The 18,431-nt window shown below is 72.2% G+C and carries 15 protein-coding genes; 3 read left to right on the top strand and 12 right to left on the bottom strand.

What is annotated here, in order from left to right; genetic code table 11:
- Window positions 1-72: 72 nt before the first annotated feature.
- The 4 genes from ACIODU_RS25925 to ACIODU_RS25910 all read right to left on the bottom strand — a co-directional run bounded on the left by ACIODU_RS25925 (window position 73) and on the right by ACIODU_RS25910 (window position 6,881).
- The gene (locus tag ACIODU_RS25925; protein WP_356421716.1) at window positions 73-1,233 is read right to left on the bottom strand and encodes an ROK family protein; all 1,161 of its coding nucleotides are present in this window, start codon (window positions 1,231-1,233) and stop codon (window positions 73-75) included.
- 225 nt (window positions 1,234-1,458) lie between these two features.
- Window positions 1,459-4,758 (bottom strand): PQQ-dependent sugar dehydrogenase, encoded by a 3,300-nt coding sequence (locus tag ACIODU_RS25920; RefSeq protein ID WP_401770143.1) that lies wholly within the window; start codon window positions 4,756-4,758, stop codon window positions 1,459-1,461.
- Between the two features lie 61 nt (window positions 4,759-4,819).
- The gene (locus tag ACIODU_RS25915) at window positions 4,820-5,788 is read right to left on the bottom strand and encodes a sugar phosphate isomerase/epimerase (protein ID WP_356421516.1); all 969 of its coding nucleotides are present in this window, start codon (window positions 5,786-5,788) and stop codon (window positions 4,820-4,822) included.
- A gap of 109 nt (window positions 5,789-5,897) precedes the next feature.
- A complete protein-coding gene (locus tag ACIODU_RS25910) occupies window positions 5,898-6,881 on the bottom strand; it encodes a hypothetical protein (protein WP_401770141.1) in 984 nt (327 codons plus the stop codon).
- A gap of 463 nt (window positions 6,882-7,344) precedes the next feature.
- On the opposite strand from ACIODU_RS25910, the gene ACIODU_RS25905 reads away from it, so the two are divergent.
- Window positions 7,345-7,617, top strand: a complete 273-nt coding sequence (locus tag ACIODU_RS25905; RefSeq protein WP_356421521.1) for a GlsB/YeaQ/YmgE family stress response membrane protein — start codon at window positions 7,345-7,347, stop codon at window positions 7,615-7,617.
- Window positions 7,618-7,831: 214 nt separating this feature from the next.
- Here the strand turns inward: ACIODU_RS25905 and ACIODU_RS25900 are convergent, their stop codons facing one another.
- From ACIODU_RS25900 to ACIODU_RS25890, 3 genes are all read right to left on the bottom strand, one after another.
- Window positions 7,832-8,890 (bottom strand): zinc-binding dehydrogenase, encoded by a 1,059-nt coding sequence (locus ACIODU_RS25900; protein ID WP_401770139.1) that lies wholly within the window; start codon window positions 8,888-8,890, stop codon window positions 7,832-7,834.
- A gap of 98 nt (window positions 8,891-8,988) precedes the next feature.
- On the bottom strand, window positions 8,989-9,294 hold the full coding sequence (locus ACIODU_RS25895) for an antibiotic biosynthesis monooxygenase family protein (RefSeq protein WP_401770138.1): 306 nt from the start codon (window positions 9,292-9,294) through the stop codon (window positions 8,989-8,991).
- Window positions 9,295-9,344: 50 nt separating this feature from the next.
- The gene (locus ACIODU_RS25890) at window positions 9,345-10,892 is read right to left on the bottom strand and encodes a von Willebrand factor type A domain-containing protein (RefSeq protein WP_401770136.1); all 1,548 of its coding nucleotides are present in this window, start codon (window positions 10,890-10,892) and stop codon (window positions 9,345-9,347) included.
- Between the two features lie 260 nt (window positions 10,893-11,152).
- Here ACIODU_RS25890 and ACIODU_RS25885 point away from each other — a divergent pair, with 260 nt between their 5' ends.
- Together ACIODU_RS25885 and ACIODU_RS25880 are read left to right on the top strand one after the other, a co-directional pair.
- Window positions 11,153-12,232: a Dyp-type peroxidase gene (locus ACIODU_RS25885; RefSeq protein WP_401770135.1), complete on the top strand. Its 1,080-nt coding sequence runs from the start codon at window positions 11,153-11,155 to the stop codon at window positions 12,230-12,232.
- A complete protein-coding gene (locus ACIODU_RS25880) occupies window positions 12,229-13,044 on the top strand; it encodes a family 1 encapsulin nanocompartment shell protein (RefSeq protein ID WP_401770133.1) in 816 nt (271 codons plus the stop codon). The genes ACIODU_RS25885 and ACIODU_RS25880 overlap by 4 nt, the downstream gene beginning before the upstream one ends.
- A gap of 21 nt (window positions 13,045-13,065) precedes the next feature.
- Here ACIODU_RS25880 and ACIODU_RS25875 read toward each other — a convergent pair whose 3' ends face one another.
- The 5 genes from ACIODU_RS25875 to ACIODU_RS25855 all read right to left on the bottom strand — a co-directional run bounded on the left by ACIODU_RS25875 (window position 13,066) and on the right by ACIODU_RS25855 (window position 18,400).
- Window positions 13,066-13,953, bottom strand: coding sequence for a peptidoglycan-binding protein (locus ACIODU_RS25875; protein ID WP_401770132.1), 888 nt, complete (start codon window positions 13,951-13,953; stop codon window positions 13,066-13,068).
- 393 nt (window positions 13,954-14,346) lie between these two features.
- A complete protein-coding gene (locus ACIODU_RS25870) occupies window positions 14,347-15,111 on the bottom strand; it encodes a DUF2071 domain-containing protein (RefSeq protein ID WP_356421542.1) in 765 nt (254 codons plus the stop codon).
- Between the two features lie 78 nt (window positions 15,112-15,189).
- Window positions 15,190-16,068, bottom strand: coding sequence for a S1 family peptidase (locus ACIODU_RS25865; RefSeq protein WP_401770130.1), 879 nt, complete (start codon window positions 16,066-16,068; stop codon window positions 15,190-15,192).
- 258 nt (window positions 16,069-16,326) lie between these two features.
- Complete coding sequence (locus tag ACIODU_RS25860) at window positions 16,327-17,199, bottom strand: TauD/TfdA dioxygenase family protein (RefSeq protein WP_401770128.1); 873 nt, start codon at window positions 17,197-17,199, stop codon at window positions 16,327-16,329.
- Window positions 17,200-17,293: 94 nt separating this feature from the next.
- Window positions 17,294-18,400 carry a GSCFA domain-containing protein gene (locus ACIODU_RS25855; RefSeq protein ID WP_401770126.1) on the bottom strand — a complete coding sequence of 369 codons (1,107 nt, stop codon included), beginning with the start codon at window positions 18,398-18,400 and terminating at the stop codon, window positions 17,294-17,296.
- Window positions 18,401-18,431: the final 31 nt, after the last annotated feature.

Genomic DNA, 18,431 nt, shown 5'->3' with positions numbered 1-18,431 from the left:
TCGCACATGGCGGGAAGCACCGCTGCGGGCGGCGGCCGTGAGGATCGAGCAGGTGGGGGCGGGGGAGTGCGGTCAGTCCGGGTGGGGCCAGACTCCTCCGCCGTACGAGAGCTCGCTCGCGAGCAGCGCCGCGCCGACGACCCCGGCCCGCGGCCCCAGCTCCGACATCACGATCGGCAGGTTGCCGGTGGCGAGCGGGAGCGAGCGTTTGTACACCACGCTGCGGATCTCCGACAGCAGGACGTAACCGAGCCCCGACAGCCCGCCGCCGATCACGATCATGGACGGGTTCATGAAGCTGACCAGGGTGGCGAGGACCTGCCCCACCCGGTGGCCGCCGTCCCGGATGAGGTTCACACACGTACTGTCACCGCCCGCGGCGCACTCGCCGACGTCGACGGCGGTCAGCGTGCCCCGCTCCGCGAGCCGGTCGGCGAGGGCAGGCGACCGGCCGTCCTTGGCGGCCGCCAGGGCGTCCCTGGCGAGGGCGGTCCCGCCGAAGTACGCCTCCAGGCAGCCGGAGTTGCCGCACGAACAGACGGGGCCGTCCGCCTCGACCTGGATGTGGCCGATGTCCCCGGCCGCCCCCGCCGCCCCCCGGTAGATGTGGCCGTGGTGCTGCACCCCGGAGCCGATCCCGCTGCCGATCTTCACGAAGAGCAGGTGCTCGACGGTCCTGGCCACCCCGCTGTGCTGCTCGCCGAGCGCCATCACGTTCACGTCGTTGTCCACGACCACCGGGCAGTCGTGCGCCCGGGCGAGGGTGTCCCGTACGGGATGGCGGTTCCACCCCGCCATGATCGGCGGCGAGACGGGGACGCCCTCCCGGAAGCTCACAGGACCCGGCAGACCGATGCCGATCGCGTCGAGCCGGGTGTAGTGGCCCCGCTCGCGCATCCCGACGAGGAGTTCGCTGACCCGGTCCAGCACCGCGACCGGGCCCGAGCGGATGTCCGCCTCCTCGGAGCAGGACGCCACCGGTTCAAGACCGCCGTCGGTGATCTCGATGTCGATGGAGCTGGCTCCCAGGTCGACGGCGGCGAACCGCAGGCCGGGCGCCAGCTGGACGAGCGTGGAGCGGCGGCCGCCGCGCGAGGCGGCGGGGCCGGCCTCCAGGACCCGGCCGGCGGTGACCATGCGGTCGAGTTCCGCGAGGAGCCGGGGGCGCGGTACCTCCACCCGGTCCGCCAGTTGGGCACGGGACAGCGGCCCGTTGTCGCGCAGCAGGCTCATGACGCGGTACGGAATGTTCACGGGCTCCCTTCCTCGGAACACCTTAGGTCGGAACACCTCACGGATGGAGCCGGACGGAACACCTCACGGAGGGGGCCGGACGGAACAGCCGGCGGGACACGACGGCCGGGGAGCGCCGTGAAGGGCAGGGGCCGGTACGGACCGGCCCCTGCCCTTCACGCGAACCGCCCCGCCCCACCGGGGGACGGAGCGGTGTCCGGCGCGTCAGTCGCCCAGGCCCCCCTTCACCGCGGCCGCGTCCCGGGCCAGCGCGGCGCGGGCCGCCGCGTCGGACACCAGGGACGTGTCACGGGCGGACGCGGCGAAGGCGTCCAGGACCGCCGCGGCCTGGGTGGTCCGCCCGGCCTGCGCGTGGGCGCGGGCCTGGTCGAGCCGGACCGTGAGCCGCTGCTCGCCCTGCGCGGTGACGAGCCCCTCGGCCCGCAGCCGCGGGATGAGCGTGCCCAGGTCACCGAAGGACGTGCGGGTCGTGAAGCGCACCGTCTTCACCGTGGTGTTGCCCGCGGCGTCCCGGGCCGTGACCGTCAGGTCGTGGCCGCCGAGCGGCAGCCGCCAGAGGGTCAGCGGCTGTCCCGAGGTGACCGCGGAGCCGTCGAGCGTGGTGGTGGCGGTGGCCCCGCCGGACACCGGGTCGGTCGCGGCGATCACCGGGGCCGGGCGGGTGGAGTCGCCGTACGTGCCGTCCGCGTCGAGCCCGGTGACGGTCACCGCGGGCCCGGTGCGGTCGATCCGTACGGTGAGGCTGCCGACCTCCGAGACGTTCCCGCCGCTGTCGGTCGCCCGGTAGCGGACCGAGGTGACGCCCTCGGTGGACAGCGTGACGGCCGCGTTGGCGGTCAGCCAGGTCGTCCCGCCGTTGACCGAGTACTGGCGGCTGCTGACCGTCCCGTTGTCGGTGGCGGCGACGTTCAGGGTCACGTTGCCGGTGTACCACCCGTTGCTCCCGGTGGGCTGCGCCGGATTGAGCGTGGCGGTCACCTTCGGCGGGGTCCTGTCGGCGACACCGGCGCCCTGGAAGGTCAGGGAGTCCAGCTCCACACCGCCGGAGGAGGTGACGTACAGCCGCCCGCTGCCCGACGGGGCGCCGGCGAGCGGGGTGGTCACGGTCCGCCACCCCTCACCGGCCGGTACGGACACGGTGGCGAACGGCTCCGCGTCGGCCGCGTTCCACCGCAGGGCCAGCGTTCCCGCGCCGGACGCGCGGGTCTGCACGCCGGTGATGCCGGCGAACGAGACCGGGTCGTACGCAATCCAGTCCCCCTCGTCGAAGGAGGTCACCTTGCGCTGTCCCGACGCGGTGGTGTCGTCGGTGACCGTGATCCCCTGCGAGGTGTCGTAGTGCTCGCCCTGCATCAGCGCCGGGTTGAGGACGACCTGGGCGTCGCCGGCGGCCGGCGGGACGCCGCCCGCGCCCTTGTCGGTGTATACGATCCCGAGGACGCCGAAGACGTTCTCGGTGTCCCCGTGCCCGGCGTCCGCCGGGGAGACGACCGCGCCGGTGCAGCCCGTTCCGCTGTTGACGGGGTGACCGTGCTGGTTGTGCCCGAGACCGAAGGTCCAGGCGACCTTCGCGCAGTCGATCGCCGTGCCGTCCTCCGGGTCGTTGATGTCGACGCCGTACGGAATGGCGTCGCCCCAGGTGAAGAAGCCGCCGTCCGGGGGTGAGGTGATCCGTACGGTCGGCGCCGTGTTGCCCACCGATATCTGACGGCTCGTCAGTCCGATTTTGCCCTGCGGGTCGGTGACCTTCAGGCGGGCCTGGAACTGTCCGTTCTCCGCGTACGTGCGGGTCGCCCGGGGACCGCTGGCGTCGAAGGTGCCGTCACCGTTCAGGTCCCACTGGTAGGTGAGCGCGCCGCCCTCGGGATCGGTCGAGGCGCCCGCGTCGAAGGAGACGGTCAGCGGGGCCTGACCCGACGAGGGAGTCGCCTTGACCACCGCGGTCGGGGCCTTGTTGCCCTCGGCGTAGTCGATCCGGTAGAGACCCGCGTCGGGGTTCTGCCGGAAGAATCCGTCGCCGTAGTCGAGCACGTACAGCGCGCCGTCGGGACCGAACTCCATGTCCATCGGGTTGTCCCACGGCGGGATGCCGTTCTCCGAACGCTCGCTGTTCGGGAGGACGTTCTCCAGCTCGCTCACCGGCCCGTCGGGGCCCTCGAGCGTCAGGGCGGCCACGTAGTCCTGCGAGAACTCGCCGAAGAACGCCTTGCCGTCCCAGTACTCGGGGAACTTCCCCGGTGCCGGGTTGTCCGCGTCGTAGTGGTAGACGGGCCCGGCCATCGGGGCCTGGCCGCCGGGGCCGCCGGGGCCCCGGAAAGCGGTCAGTTCCGGCCACGGCTGGTCGGTGTCCCGGTCGCCGTACCAGAGGGTGGCGGGGGCGGCGGGCGGCAGCTGGGTCAGCCCGGTGTTCCACCGGGAGTCGTTCACCGGCGCCGCGCAGTCGAAGGCCGGCCCCGGGGTCAGCGTGGCGAAGTCGAAGTCCCGGTACGGGCGGGTGTTGTCACCCGTGCAGAACGGCCAACCGCTGTTCATGGCCTTGGTGGTGGTCTGCCACTCGACGTAACCCATCGGCCCGCGGTCGGGATTGGCGGTCCCGGCGTCGGGTCCGTAGTCGCCCCACATCACGGCGCCCGTCGCCTTGTCGACCGTCATCCGGTACGGGTTGCGCAGCCCCATCACGAAGATCTCGGGCCGGGTCTTCGCGGTCCCCACGGGGAACAGGTTCCCGTCCGGGATCGTGTAACTCCCGTCCTCCTGGACGGAGATGCGGAGGATCTTGCCCCGGAGGTCGTTGGTGTTGCCGGAGCCGCGCCGCTCGTCGAGGCCGGGGTTGTACGTGGCCGCGTCGTTGATCGGCGTGTATCCGCTGACGTTCGGCCCGGACGCCGGGGTGTTGCCCCCGGTGGCCAGGTAGAGGTTGCCGTCGGCGTCGAAGTCCACGTCTCCCGCGACGTGGCAGCACTGGCCGCGGTTGTGGCCGACCCGGATGATCTCCTGCGCGGAGGCCGGATCCAGCTTGTCACCGGTCCACTTGTAGCGGACGAGGCTGTCGTACCCCTTCCACCGGTCCCAGTACGAGTCGTCCTGGCCGGCCGGGAGCCGTTCGGGCGCCGAACCCGTCGGTGTGTCGAGCGGCGGCGAATAGTAGAGGTAGACCCACTTGTTGGTGGCGAAGCCGGGGTCCAGGGTCACCGTCTGGAGACCCATCTCCGAGTTCTGGTACACGTCGATGTGATTGACGACCTTGGTCACACCGCTGCCGGGGTCGGTCAGCCGCAGGTCTCCGTTGCGGGCGGTGTGCAGGACCCTGCTGTCGGGCAGAACGGCGAGGTCGATCGGCTCGCCGGTGTCCTTGGTGAGGGTCACCTTCTCGTAGTTCGCCCAGTCCAGGGCGTGTTCGTGGTCGGGGTGTGCCTGCGCCGCGGGGGCCAGCCCCACCGCGCCCAGTGCGGGCAGCGCGGTGAGGAGGACCCCTGCGATCAGGCGTCTCAGGGTGCGGTGCACGGCGATCGCGTCTCCTAAGGTCGCTGGGCGGGTACGTGGTCGGGGTGTGCGGGGACGCGCCCTAGCGGTTGAGGAGTGTCTTGATCGCGGTGAAGCTGCGCTCGGCCGCGCCGAGTGAACCGGGGGGATTGGGCAGGGTGTTGGGGGCCGTGTCCTGCTCCCAGATCCCGACGTGGCTGGCCCGCGGGCCGATGTCCCGGATGAACTTCTCGTACGGCAGGTCTCCCGCGCCGAACTCGACGATGTCGTAGCCGTCCGCCTTCGACGGGTTGGCGTCGCCGTCCTTCAGGTGGAACAGCGGGTAGCGGTACGGCTGGTCGCGCACGTACGCCGCCGGGTTGAAGCCCGGCCAGCGGTGCTGCCCGACGTACGCCCAGAAGATGTCCATCTCCAGGTACACGTGACGCGGGTCGGTGTTCCTGAGGAAGACGTCGTACAGCCGGACCGACGGCTGGTCGGTGGCGAAGGCGAACTCGCCCGCGTGGTTGTGCTGGTAGAGCTTGAGGCCGCGCGCGGTGGCCGCCGCGCCCCAGGTGTTGAACTCCTCGGCCGCCGCGAGGTAGCCCGCGACGGTGTTGTTCCCCGAGGGGGCGTTGGCGGTGCCGATGTGCGGCATGCCGAGGATCTGCGCCGAGTCCAGCTCGCCCTGGAGGTTGGTGCGCAGGTTGCCGATGCCGACGTGACTGCCCACCGCCCGCAGCCCGTTGTCGTCCAGCAGGCGGCGGATCTCCTGGAGGGTGATCTGCCGGCCCAGGATGGAGGTGTTCTGGGTGTACCCGGCGAACTCGATCTCGCGGTAGCCGATACGGGCCAACTCGGCCAGCACGACGGCGAAGCCGAGCGAGGTGACCTTGTCACGGATGCTGTAGAGCTGGATGGCGATGCGGTCCTTGGGGATGGACAGGCCGCTCGCCGCGGCGGCGGAAGTCGCCCCCACGCCGGTGACGGACGTGGCGGCGAGCGCCACGGTGGTGCCTGCGGTGGCCCGCAGGAAGGCTCTGCGGTCGAAGGACTTGCGTATGTGGCCCACGGTCACTCCTGAGGTATGCGGCCGAGAAGATCTGGGGGTGCGCCGGTGTGACGGCGCCGGACTGCTCCGGTGGCGCGGGGAGGCGCTGGTACGGGGTGTGCGCCGCGGACTACAGGTCGGAGTCGCCCGCCGCACTGGCGTCCGCCCGGGCGTCGGCGGCCCGCTGCTCGACCTTCTTCGCGAGGGCGTCCCCGCGGTCCTGCGGCGCCGCCTTGCGGGCCGCGAGGGAGGGCGCCGCGGTGGCGGCCGCGGTCTCACCGGTGATCGCGCCCCGGACCCTGGCCAGCGGGCCGAGTCCCAGCACCGGGCTGTTGCCGGTCGCGGTGAGCCCGCCCCGGACGATTGTGTTGTCCAGCACGGTCGCCGCCGTGTTGTCGGTGACGGTCAGGTTCCCGCCGAGGTAGGTGGCGCCGGCGCAGGAGCCGAGCGTCCCCTCGCCGCCGAGCTGGAGTGTGTCGGCGTTGTTCCGGTACGTGGTGTTGCCCTCGACCTCGCTGGCGCACAGGACCCCGCCGAGCGTGTTCCCGCCGACGGTGAGGGCGCCCTTGACCGTGCTGTCGTAGACGTCGGTGTACAGGTTCCCCTCCCCGGTCAGCGCGCCGGAGAGGGTGCTCCCGGAGACGTACAGTTCGCCCGCCGAGGATCTGACCGTGCCGCCGAGCGTCGCGTCGACGGCGTACACGAACCCCTTGTCGGCGGTGATCCCCGTCTTGACGCTGCTGTCCTGGACGTGCGTGCCGAAGGCCGACTGCGCGGTCACGGAGCCCTTGACCGTGGTGTCGGTGAGGTCCAGGTAACCGTTCTGACGGACCGTCACGTTCTGGTTGAACGTCGCGCCGGACGCGACGAGGTCGGCTCCCGCCTCCACCGTCACGGAGCCCTTGACCTTGGTGCCGGTCAGCGTGCACGACTGCCCGGCCGGTACGACCAGGTCCCCGCCGACCGTCACGGCGCCGCCGTCACCGACGCAGGTGGTGTAGAGCGCTGCCTGGGCGGATCCGGCGAGTCCCACGAGCCCGGCGGAGGCGGCCAGCGAGGCGGTGGCCACAAAAATGCGGATCTTCATGTCGCTTCCCTTTTCTGCTGCGGTCACGGCCACGACGGTCGCGCGGCCGGGTGCCCCGCCCGGGACGTCCGGGGGCGCCGGGCGGTCCGGTGACGGGGGTGCTGGGGGTGCGTGTGTGCGGGTGGCGCAGAGCCTCGGTGCGGGGGAGTGGTCCGACCGTGGGAGGGAGGCGTGGTGAGAGAGGTGCTGTCCGGTACGTGAAGGAGCGTGGGGGACGCGTCGTTGTTACGGGGACGAAACACTTGCCTGGTGGGCCGAGACACTAAGGCGCACCCAAGAGGCTGTCCAGAGGTTCGGAACGAATCGCTGAAACTTTCTCATGATCCGTCAAAAGCCTGTCCGGAAAGTGTCCTGGGCGCGGCGGTCGGCCACGGGCCGCGCAAGGAATTTCCGCTTCCGACGTTTGGAGACGGCGCGCAGGGTCACACGGCAGGCCGTAAGCAACGGACGAGCCCGGCTCGTTCACGGACCAAAGGGAAGGTTGCGCGTCATGGGCATCATCGCCTGGATCATCATCGGACTGCTCGCTGGCCTCATCGCCAAGGCCCTCGTGCCCGGCAAGGACCCGGGCGGCCTGATCGTCACCATGCTGGTCGGTGTGGTCGGCGGTCTGCTCGGCGGCTGGCTCGGCAAGGTGATATTCGGCGTCGACTCCATCGACGGGTTCTTCGACCTGTCGACGTGGATCGCCGCGATCGTCGGCTCCATCATCGTGCTGCTGATCTACCGCGCTGTCACGGGCCGCAGCCGCGCCCACGCCTGACCGCCCACCCGGCACCGCGCACGACCGTCCGCCACGGACGGCCGGGCCGCAGCCGGAGCGCGGAGCCGATGACGCCGCGGTCGCTCGTCCCTCCCGGGACGAGCGGGCCGCGGCGCGGCTGTGCCGCCACGCGACACGCCGGGGATCCCGCCTCCTCCACCCCGCGACACGCCGTGGCTCCCGGCACCCCCACCCCGTGACACGCCCGGCGGAGTCAGGCCGGAGGCTCGTCCTCCCCCTGGGGAGCGATCACCGTCATACCCGCCCCGGACCCCTCGCCCAGAGCGGCGAGCGCCGCCGGGGCCGCGTCGAGCCCGATGACCTCGCCGACCAGCAGATCCGGGCGCAGCCGGCCGGACCTCACCTGAGCCATCATCAGCGGATACGCGTGCGCGGCCATGCCATGGCTGCCCAGAAGGTCCAGCTCGAACGCGATGACACGGTTCATCGACACGCCGAGGCCGCCCGCCGGAGCCAGTCCGACCTGCACATGCCGCCCCCGGCGCCGCAGGCACTCCACGGACGCGCGGCAGGTCGCCTCCGCGCCGAGGGCGTCGAGCGACACCTGCGCCCCGCCGCCCGTCACCTCCCGGACCGCCGCCGCCGTGGCCTCGACACCCCCCGAGGCGTCCACACAGGCCTCCGCGCCGAAACGCCCGGCCAGCCGCAGCGCGTCCGGCGACACGTCGACCGCCACGACCCGCGCACCGGCCGCCACCGCGATCATCACCGCCGACAGCCCCACCCCGCCGCAGCCGTGCACGGCCACCCACGCCCCGGGACCCGCGCGCCCGCGCGTGACGACGGCCCGGTAGGCGGTGGCGAAACGGCAGCCCAGGCTCGCCGCCGTGACGTACGACATCTCCTCGGGCAGGGCGACCAGATTGACGTCGGCCTCGTGCACGGGAACGTACTCGGCGAACGATCCCCAGTGCGTGAACCCGGGCTGCTCCTGGCGCTCGCAGATCTGCTGGTCCCCGGCCGCGCACGCGGCACACCGCCCGCAGGCGCAGACGAAGGGCACCGTGACCCGGTCGCCGACCTTCCAGATCCCGACCGCCGCGTCCAACGCCACGATCCGGCCTGCCAGTTCGTGCCCCGGCACATGCGGCAGGGAGATCCCGTCGTCGTGCCCCCGCCACCCGTGCCAGTCGCTCCGGCACAGCCCGGTCGCCCCCACCCGGACCACCGCCCCGGAGGGCGGCGGAACCGGGTCGGGAACGTCCCGTACGACCGGCAACCGCCCGAACTCCTCGAACACCACAGCGCGCACGCCACACCCTCCCCTTGGGCCCGTCAGGAAACGATCCCCACGGACCGGACCGTACGGAAAGGGTGCCGTACGGAAAAGGTGCCGTCCGGAAAAGGTCCTCAGCCGTCCATGACGTCGACGTAGTGCTCGACGACCAGGGGCTCCGCCTCCGACACGTGCTCCATGAGGAGGCCCCGGTACTTCGCGTACCGCTCCGTGTCCCCCCGGAAGTTCTCCAGGTGTGCCTCCTTGGACTCCCACTCGTTCACCCCGATGAACCGCGACGGCGACTCGACGCCCCACAGCATCTTCGCGCTCAGGCAGCCGGGCGTCGTGATGAGCAGTTCACGCGCCTGCCGGTACCCGGCGGCGAAGGCCTCGCTGTGGCCGTCCTTGACCTGGATGATGACGATTTCAGTGATCATGTCCGCACATTACCCGGCCCCGGGGACAGTGCCCGGGGGAGCCGGTCGGGTCAGTCCCGAAGTCGCTCCGCCCGGCGGATCGCCTCCGCCAGCCGGTCGACCGACGGGTCCTCCGTCGACTCCGCCAGCGCGCCGGCCCGCTCGGCCAGCGTGTCCAGCCCGGGCGCGCCCGGGACCGTACCGCCGCGCAGCTCCTCCGCGAAGTAGGCCGCGACCGCGGAGACCTGGAGGCGCGGCTTCGCCTCGCTCCACAGCGCCGAGCCGACCGCGCCGGTCCGCACGGAACCCGACCGTTCGCGCGGCGCGCGCGTCGCGGGGTCGAGCCAGCGCACGGTCGCCTTCGCGATCTCCCCCTCGGCGCCGGGACGCAGCTGTACGGCGTAGAGCGCCGTGACCGTGTGGCCGGGACCGATCTCCCCGCCGTCCACCCGGTCGTTCCGGAAGTCCTCGTCCGCGACCGCGCGGTTCTCGTACCCGATCAGCCGGAACCGCTCGACCGTCCGCCGGTCGAAGGCCACCTGCGCCTTCGCGTCCCTGGCCCGCAACTCGACCTGGGCGGGCAGCTGGTCGACGAAGACCTTCCTGGCCTCCTCCTTGTCCGAGATGTACGTGGTGGAGCCGTCGCCCCTGTCGGCCAGCCGCTCCATCAGCGCGTCGCCGTACTCGCTGCCGACCCCCACGCCGAACAGGGTGATGCCGTGGCGCTTCCGCGCCGTCGCGATGCGTTCGAGGATGGCGTCCGCCTGCGTCTCGCCGGTGTTGGCCAGCGCGTCGGAGAGCAGGACGACCCGGTTGGTGGCGCCCTTCCTGCGGCCCTCGACGGCCTTCTCGTACCCGGTCCTGACGCCCGCCTCCAGGTTGGTGGAGTCGGAGGGCTCCAGGTCCGCGACCGCCCGCCGGATCCGCTCACGGCTGTCCCCGACCCGCGTCATGGTCAGCCGGGTCTCCGCCTCGCCGCTGAAGGTCACCAAGGCGATCGAGTCGTCGTCGCGCAGCTCGTCGGTGAGCAGGGCGAGCGAGTCCTTGACCAGGTCGAGCCGGCCGGGCTCGGCCATCGACCCGGAGACGTCGACCACGAACGTCAGGGCGGCGGGCGGGCGTTCCCCGCTGTCGTCGGCGAGCCGGGTGGCCAGCCCGACCCGGACGAGGGACCACCGTCCGTCCCCGTCCTGACCGTCGTCCCCGCCCACCCGGGCCCCGTCCAGCGTGACCGAGAAGCCGTTGCCCTCGGGGCGGTCGTACTCCTGGCGGAAACTGTTGACGAACTCCTCGGGCCGTACGGTGGACGGCTCGGGACGCCGTCCCTCCTCCAAGGAGCGCACCGCGTAGCCGTACGACGCGGTGTCGACGTCCAGCGCGAACGTCGACAGGTAGTCCGGCGGCGCGAACCTCTGCTCGCCCTCGTCCGTCCCCTCCTCGACACCGGTCGCCGGCCCCGCCGTTCCGCCGCCGCCCGATCCCCCGGCCCATGCCCGCGGGCCGCTGTGCGACGCCTTGTCGGCCCCGCTCTCCGTTCCCCCGGAGCAACCGGTGAGCACCAGGGCCCCCGCGACCGCCCCCGCCACAGCTGATCGACGGATTCCCGTACCTAGTCTCATCTGATCCCCCCTGAATCGTCGGGCACTTGTGAATGTGACGTGCGACGCGGGTCTGACGAGCCGTCGAAAGCGTTTCGGATCCGTCTCGATGCGGCAACGGCGCTGGCCCGTGGTTCCCTCGTGCGGCCCTCTACGGCGCGCACACACCGTCAAAAGCCGGGCGATCCGGAACAATCACGTCGCGAAGCGCCGGAAAGCCGCGCCGTGTCGCGGAACCGGCACAGGAGATCGGCGCACGACCACGGATCGAGGAGAGCGGATTGACGGGCGAACCTTCCCGGGAGGCCGTGCCACAGCCGGTTCTCGGCCCCCTGACCACCGCCGCGACCTTCCTGGTCCTGACGGTCGACCCCGGGGGCGAGGCCGTCACCCGCGACCTGCTGGCCGACCTGTCGGGACTGACCCGGGCGGTCGGCTTCGGTGCTCCCGACGGCGTGCTGACCTGTGTGACCGCCTTCGGCTCCCAGGTGTGGGACCGCCTCTTCGACGGCCCCCGCCCCGCCGAGCTGCACCCCTTCACCGACCTGGCGGGCCCCCGCCACCACGCGGTCTCCACGCCGGGAGACCTCCTCTTCCACATCCGCGCCACGCGAACCGACCTGTGCTTCGGCCTGGCCGCGGAGATCATGGACCGGCTGCGGGGCTCCGTCACCGTCCAGGACGAGGTCCAGGGCTTCAAGTACCTGGACGTACGGGACCTGCTCGGCTTTGTGGACGGTACGGAGAACCCGACCGGACCCGACGCGCGGACCGCCGTCCTCGTCGGCGGCGAGGACCTCGGCTTCGCCGGCGGCAGCTACGTCATCGTGCAGAAGTACCTGCACGACCTCGACGCCTGGAACGCGCTGCCGGTCGAGCAGCAGGAGAAGATCATGGGGCGCAAGAAGCTGACCAACGTCGAGCTGGACGAGGAAGCGTCGCACGTCGCGCTGACCACGGTCACCGACGCGGACGGCGAGGAGCAGGAGATCCTCCGCGACAACATGCCGTTCGGCAGCCCGGGGCGCGGCGAGTTCGGCACGTACTTCATCGGCTACTCCCGCACGCCCGGCGTCACCGAGGAGATGCTGCGGAACATGTTCCTCGGCCGCCCGCCGGCGACCCACGACCGCATCCTGGACTTCTCGACGGCCGTCACCGGCACGCTCTTCTTCGCGCCGACGGCCGACTTCCTGGACGACCCCCCGCCTCCGCCCGCCCCCGCCGGGATCCGCATCGCCCGGCCGCGCGGCGACGGCACTGCGGGCGGCGGCACGCCGGGCCCCGACACCACCCCGACCCCCGACGGCTCACTCGGCATCGGCGATCTCAAGGCAACGAAGAGGAGCAGCACCCCGTGAACAACCTGCACCGCGAACTCGCACCGATCTCCGCCGTCGCCTGGGCCGACCTGGAGGAGGAGGCGCGACGTACGTTCACACGCCACGTCGCGGGACGCCGGATCGTCGACCTGCCCGAGCCCGGCGGCCTCGAACTGTCCGCCGTCCCCACCGGACACGTGGACCCCATCGACCCGCCCGCGCCCGGCGTCCAGGCCCTGTCCCGCCGCTCGCAGCCCGTCGTGGAACTGCGGGTCCCGTTCACCGTCGCCCGCCGCGAGGTGGACAACGTCGCGCGCGGCGCCAGGGACGCCGACTGGGGGCCCGTCAAGGACGCCGCCCGCCAACTCGCCTTCGCCGAGGACCGCGCCATCTTCGAGGGCTACCCGGCCGCGGGCATCACCGGGGTCCGCGCCGGCTCCTCGAACCCGGCACTCACCCTGCCCGCGGACGTGCGCGCCTATCCGGACACCGTCAGCCAGGCCATCACCGCGCTGCGGCTGGCGGGCATCGACGGCGCCTACCACCTGGCCCTGAGCGCCGAGGCGTACACGGCCGTGAACGAGACCTCCGACCACGGCTACCCGATCCACGAACACCTGGCGCGGCTCCTGGACGGCGACATCATCTGGGCGCCCGCCATCGACGGCGCGTTCCTGCTCTCCAGCCGGGGCGGCGACTTCACCCTCCACCTCGGCCAGGACGTGTCCATCGGCTACCTGTCGCACGACGGCGACGACATCCGGCTGTACTTCCAGGAGACGCTGACCTTCCTGGTCCACACGAGCGAGGCGATCGTCGCCCTGGCGGCGCAGCCGCCCACCGTCACCTGAGCGGGAGGGGGCCGGACTCCGTCACCTCCCCGGAACCTTCAGCGCGTCCCAGGTCTCCTTCCCCGGGGGCCAGGTGAGCGCGGAACCCGTCCACCCCTTCCCGTGATCGGACGAATACTTCCGCTGCCACGCCTCGTACGACGCGACGTCACCAGACCCGAGGGTGTCCTTGCCCGCCGACGAGCGGTACCGGTCGCATCCGACCGCCACCAGACGGTCGTGCATCCGGGCCACGACCGGGCTCCTGCGGCCCGCGGTGAACCACGCGGATCCGGGGAACGGTTCGTACGCCTTCCCCGGCCCGCCCTGCGCGCCGCCCCCGTGGTCCTGGGGGAAGCGCGGCCAACTGCCAGGGTCCTGGTGGGTGTTCTCCGGGACCTGGGCGTGCGCGTACCACCCGGCCTCGGACCGCCAGACCTCTTCGTCCCGGTGCGAGCTGAAATCCGTGGGCCGTCCCAGGGGCCAGACGTCCGGCACACCCCAGGACTTCACCCAGGCGTGCAGGGCCTCCCACCCCTCGCACGGGGTGTCCTGGAGCGATTCGTACGCCTTCCCGCCCACGACACACCAGGGGAAGAAGAGTGCCTCGATCTGGAGGACGACCGAGCCCGCGCGGTTGGTCCGGGTCCCGCCGGGCTCGTCCACGAGCGATTTGGAGCGTGAGGTCGCGGGCACGAACTGGCAGATCTTTCCCTCGAACGGGTCCCACAGCACGTGCGGGGCGACGCCCTTGCCTCCCTCGGTGAAGTAGGTTCTCAGCCGGTCGTACGGCACGAGCGCCTGCGGCTTCGCCTCGGTGGCGTTCTTGTCCCAGGTGATGTGCGCGACGGCCTTCGCCGGCCCACCGTCCGTGGGGGCGTGGTCCCTGATGTCTGATCTCTCGGCGCCGGGCATCCAGAGGTCGGCCATGACGACTCCTCGGGTACGGGATCGGAGGACGGGCCTGCGCTCCCATTGAAGCCGAAGAGGCGCCCGAGTTGGGCTGATTTCACCCGATCGAGTGGGGTCGTCGTACTGGTCGTACAGCCGCCGGAGGAGGGCCTGCGGGGGAGCCCCGGCCCGGGTGGGGACTCCTGGCCGGGGCGGGATCCCTGGCCGATACGGGGGAATGCCGGCCAGGGTGGTCTCACGGCAGGGGGCGGAGGGGGTGGTCACCGGGGGCGCGGGACCACGTCCCCTCCGTACCCACATACCGATGAACGAGTGGCCAAGTCCCCGTGTTCCGCTTGACGTTCCGGACCATCTGTGAGCTGTGCCACCCGGCCCGAGGGGTGCCCCCCTCAGGGGCGCCGGGGCACACGCCTACGACGCCGGCGGCGCTTCCGCGCGGGCGGGGCGGCCGAAACGCACCGGGACCCCCGGTGAGTACAGCACGCTCGCCGGAGCCCCGGCCGGTGCGGGCAGCCCGCCGGCCGCCAGCAGGTCCTCCCGGCACGCGAGCAGCTCGGCGCGGTGCAGCGGCCAGCGCGGGTGGGTGTTCGGCAGGAACAGCGGACGGCCGAGGACGGTGCTGTGCATGCCCCACCGCGCGGTCAGGAAGTGCTCCAGGGCGCTGGGCTCCGCGATCGGTTCCCCGACGCGCAGACCGATCCCGCTGTACGCGCCCCGGGGCCCCGGCCAGCGCCGCCTGCTCGTGTACGTGAGCGTGTCGCCGTCCCGGGCGACGCTCATCCGGGCCCACACGTACGGCAGGTTGAACGCGGCCCGCCCCACCAGCACGGGGAGGAGCCGGGACGCGTCCAGGGAACGGAACACCACCCCGCGCCTGCCCCGCCCGTCCACCGAGTAGAGGCGGACGTTGGTCTCGGGGAAGGTCCCCAGATACGGAAGCCCGGGCAGCCGGAACCACCCGATGCGGTGCATCCGGAAGGCCACCAGCCCCGCGTAGGCCCGGCCCTCGAAGAGGTCGGGCACGGTCCCGGACGGCAACAGCGGCGCCACGTCGGCCGGGTCGACCTCCCAGTGGAGGAAGGCGAGATCGAGCCACGACTGGGTGAGCAGGGGGTGCGGCTCGGCCCGCGGCGGGTCGGGCGTCACCGGCTCCGGAGGTACGGCGGGGGTCGTCACCCGGCCAGCATCGCAGAGGACACGGTCCGCTCACGCGCGGAGGGCGTGGTCCGACCGCGCGAAGACGTCACGGTCCGCTCAGAACACGCTCAGGCCGTAGGCGGCGAGCGGTTCGAGGACCGGCTGGTAGAACGTCACCCCGCCCGACGAGCAGTTGCCGCTGCCGCCCGAGATCAGGCCGATGGCCGTGCTGCCCTGGAAGACCGAGCCGCCGCTGTCGCCGGGCGCGGCGCAGACGTTGGTCTGGCCCAGGCCGGAGACGACCCCGCCGGACCCGTAGTTGACGGTCGCGTTGAGCCCGGTGACCGTACCGCAGTGCACGCCGGAGGTGGCGCCGCTGAAGCAGATGGGCTGTCCGACCACCGCACTGCCGGCGGTGGTGATGTCCTGGTAGGTGCCGTTGTGCAGATAGACCCTGCCGTCCGCGGCGGCCGGGTTGGAGTGCCGGATCAGGCCGTAGTCGTTGCCCGGGAAGCTGGATCCGGCGCGGGTGCCGATGCTCCACGCGGAGACGGAGTTCGTGCAGTGACCGGCGGTCAGCCCGTACTTCACCCCCGTACTGCTCTGCACGTTGAAGCCGAGCGAGCAGCGCACGCCGCCGCCGGTGATGGCCTCGCCGCCCGCGATGAGCGGGGTGAACCGGCCGGGCGTACGGGTGATCTCCAGCGCGCCCGCCGGGACCTCGACGGCCCTCCTGAGCTTCGCGACCCCCGCCGCGCCCACCGTGCTGTCCACCGTGACGACGACCTTCCCGGCCCCGGGGTCGGCGTGCCACGCGGAACCCGCGACGTCGGCCGCCCGCAGGGAGGCGTCGGCCACCGCGAACTCGGAGGCGGTCAGGGTCCCGTGGGCCGCGGGCGTTCCGTCCGCCGCCGCCGGAGCGGCGAGCGCGGTGGCGGCCAGCAGACCGGACGCGACAGCGATCACGCGGATGCGCCGGGCGATTTTGCTGCTCACAACGTCCTCCGATGAAGGGGGGCCGGGGACACGATGGTCCCGGCTGCACATTGTCCCGGCAAGACACGGAATCAGCCGCGTGGGCGGATCACGCCGTCGGCCCGGGCGCCGGCGCGCTGTTCGACGGGCAGGACGCTACCGCATCGGAGGACCGGCCCCGGTGTCCCCACGACGCGTTGGCGCGCCTCGGGGGCCCGGTTCCTCCCGAGCCCGTACCCGGCACCAGGAGGGGCGCCGGGACGGGCGCCGGGAGTGGCGTCAGGCCCGCGGCCGGGTGCCGTTGATGGCGACGCGCCGGCCGAAGCGTGAGTGCGGGAAGTAGTCCCATGTCGCGTGGTGCTGGACACACCGGTTGTCCCAGAACACCAGTGTGTCGGGCTCCCACCGCACCCGGACGTGCAGCATGGGAGTGGTCGCGACGTGCGCGTACAGCATCTCCAGGACCGCCTTGCTCTCGGCGCGCGAGAGCTGCGGGATGTGCGAGGTGTAGGCGCCGTTGACGAACAGCAGCTTGCGTCCGGTCTCGGGATGGCGGGGGATCACCGGGTGCTCCGACTTGGCGACGACGTATCCGGGCGGCGGGGTGTGCCCCTGCCACGCGATCAGCCCGTCGTGCACGGCGGTCAGGTCGTCCAGGAGCGTCCGTATCGCCGGGGACAGGCTCTCGTAGGCCAGGTGCATGTTGGCGAAGAGGGTGTCGCCGCCACTGCCGAGTTCCGGGGTGCGGGTGACGTGGAGCATCGAGCCGAGCGACGGTTCGGCGTCGGCGGTGCCGTCGGCGTGCCAGCCGGCCCCGGCGACGGCCTTCGAGTCCTTGGTCGCCACGACCTCCAGGATGTACGGGTCACCCTCCTCGGGCGGGGGTTCCACGGGGTGCAGTTCGCCGAAGTGCCCGGCGAAGCGCTTGTGGTCCGCACTCGACAGCGTCTGGTCGCGGAACACCAGCACGTGATGGGTGAGGAACGCCCGCTTCACCTCGGCGATCTGATCGTCCGTCAGCTCCTTGGAGAGATCGAGGCCGGACACCTCGGCACCGGTCAGCGGTGTCAGCGGGGAGACGGTGATGGTGTCGTACACCTCCGGCGGCCTGGTGGTGATGCGCGCGATCGCGTCCAGCGCGAACTGGTCCATGACGTCCTCCTGAGGGATGCGTGGGTGAAGGTGCGGTGAGGGCTGCCGGCCGGATACGAAGCGGCGGCCGCGCGATCGGACCGGCGGGGGGGAATCACCGGGCGGGAGGAACCGGGCTCCGGTGGTAGTAGTCGAGTACGGCGTCGTCGCACCGGAACTCCTCCCGCGTGGCGGACCGGACGGGGACGGGTGGGGAGGGGACGAGGGTGGTACGGGGCTCCGGCCGCAGCCCGGCCGGCAGGCCGAGCCCGGCAAGGAAGTGGCGCGTCATCAGGGCCATCCCGCCAGGGGTGACGGAGCGCAGGTCCGGTTCGAAGAACGTCCCGCCGAAGGGAAAGCCGGTGATGATCTCGTACGACGGGAAGTAGTCGACGTGGTCGAGTTCCTGGGCGAGCTGCCCCGCGACGGCGCGCAGCACGGACTTGGAGCAGGTGTTCGCGGCGAGGACGTGACCACCCGTCGCGGTGGCGGTGAGCGGGACCGGCGAGACGGTGAGGAGCACGCGCAGTCCCGGGTTGACGCGCCGGGCGAGCGCGACGGTGGCGGAGAGGTCGCGGTGCACCTCGGTGAGGGTGGCGTTGTGGAACACGTGCCGGCCGGCGTCGAACGTGCCGCGCACGGTGCCGGGACACACCGGGTACGTGAAGCCGGTGGCCCGGTCCCGCCACGCCTCGGTCGTTCCCAGGGTGAGGATCAGGCAGCTCGCCCGGGTGACTCCGTCACGTATCGCCGCCAGGGTCGTGCGGCGCGCGTCCCGTACCGCGTCCGGGGTGGCGTACCCACCGGGCTCGACGGCGGGCCGGAACGGATCGTAGTGGCGGCCGCCCTCGCTCCAGACCTCGGCGGGTTCCGTGTGCTCCTCCGGGGACATCTCGTCGGCGAAGGCCCAGGTCAGCCACTGCCGCAGGACGCCGGCGGTGGAGATGTCGCCCGTACGGAACGAGAACCGGCCGTAGTGCCGGGCGTGGCCTTCCTCCTCCGTGAGACCCGGCGGCGCGGGCTCCGCGTCGTACCAGCGCAGGCCCTCCGCCCGCAGGGCGGGCCCGAGGTGTCCGGAGAAACAGGAGCCGGCGGTGACGATCGTGTCGTCCTGCCCGAGGGAGAACGCCGGCGTCCACAGCCCGGCGACGCGCGTCGGATCGGCCTCGGCGACGGCGGAGCGCCAGAAGGAGCGCGCCGGTAGTGAGTCGTAGGGGTCCACGGGGGTCTCTTCCTCGGGGCGAGGTCAGGGC

It is taken from the genome of Streptomyces sp. NPDC088261 (assembly GCF_044740805.1).
Taxonomy (GTDB): Bacteria; Actinomycetota; Actinomycetes; order Streptomycetales; family Streptomycetaceae; genus Streptomyces.
The sequence above is the reverse complement of the archived record's forward strand: the minus strand, read 5'-3'. Positions and strand labels throughout refer to the sequence as shown.

Coding starts and splice junctions, on each gene's coding strand:
- ACIODU_RS25925 (WP_356421716.1), bottom strand. CDS start 1,233: ATGAGCCTGCTGCGCGACAACGGGCCGCTGTCCCGTGCCCAACTGGCG.
- ACIODU_RS25905 (WP_356421521.1), top strand. CDS start 7,345: ATGGGCATCATCGCCTGGATCATCATCGGACTGCTCGCTGGCCTCATC.
- ACIODU_RS25895 (WP_401770138.1), bottom strand. CDS start 9,294: ATGATCACTGAAATCGTCATCATCCAGGTCAAGGACGGCCACAGCGAG.
- ACIODU_RS25890 (WP_401770136.1), bottom strand. CDS start 10,892: ATGAGACTAGGTACGGGAATCCGTCGATCAGCTGTGGCGGGGGCGGTC.
- ACIODU_RS25875 (WP_401770132.1), bottom strand. CDS start 13,953: ATGGCCGACCTCTGGATGCCCGGCGCCGAGAGATCAGACATCAGGGAC.
- ACIODU_RS25860 (WP_401770128.1), bottom strand. CDS start 17,199: ATGGACCAGTTCGCGCTGGACGCGATCGCGCGCATCACCACCAGGCCG.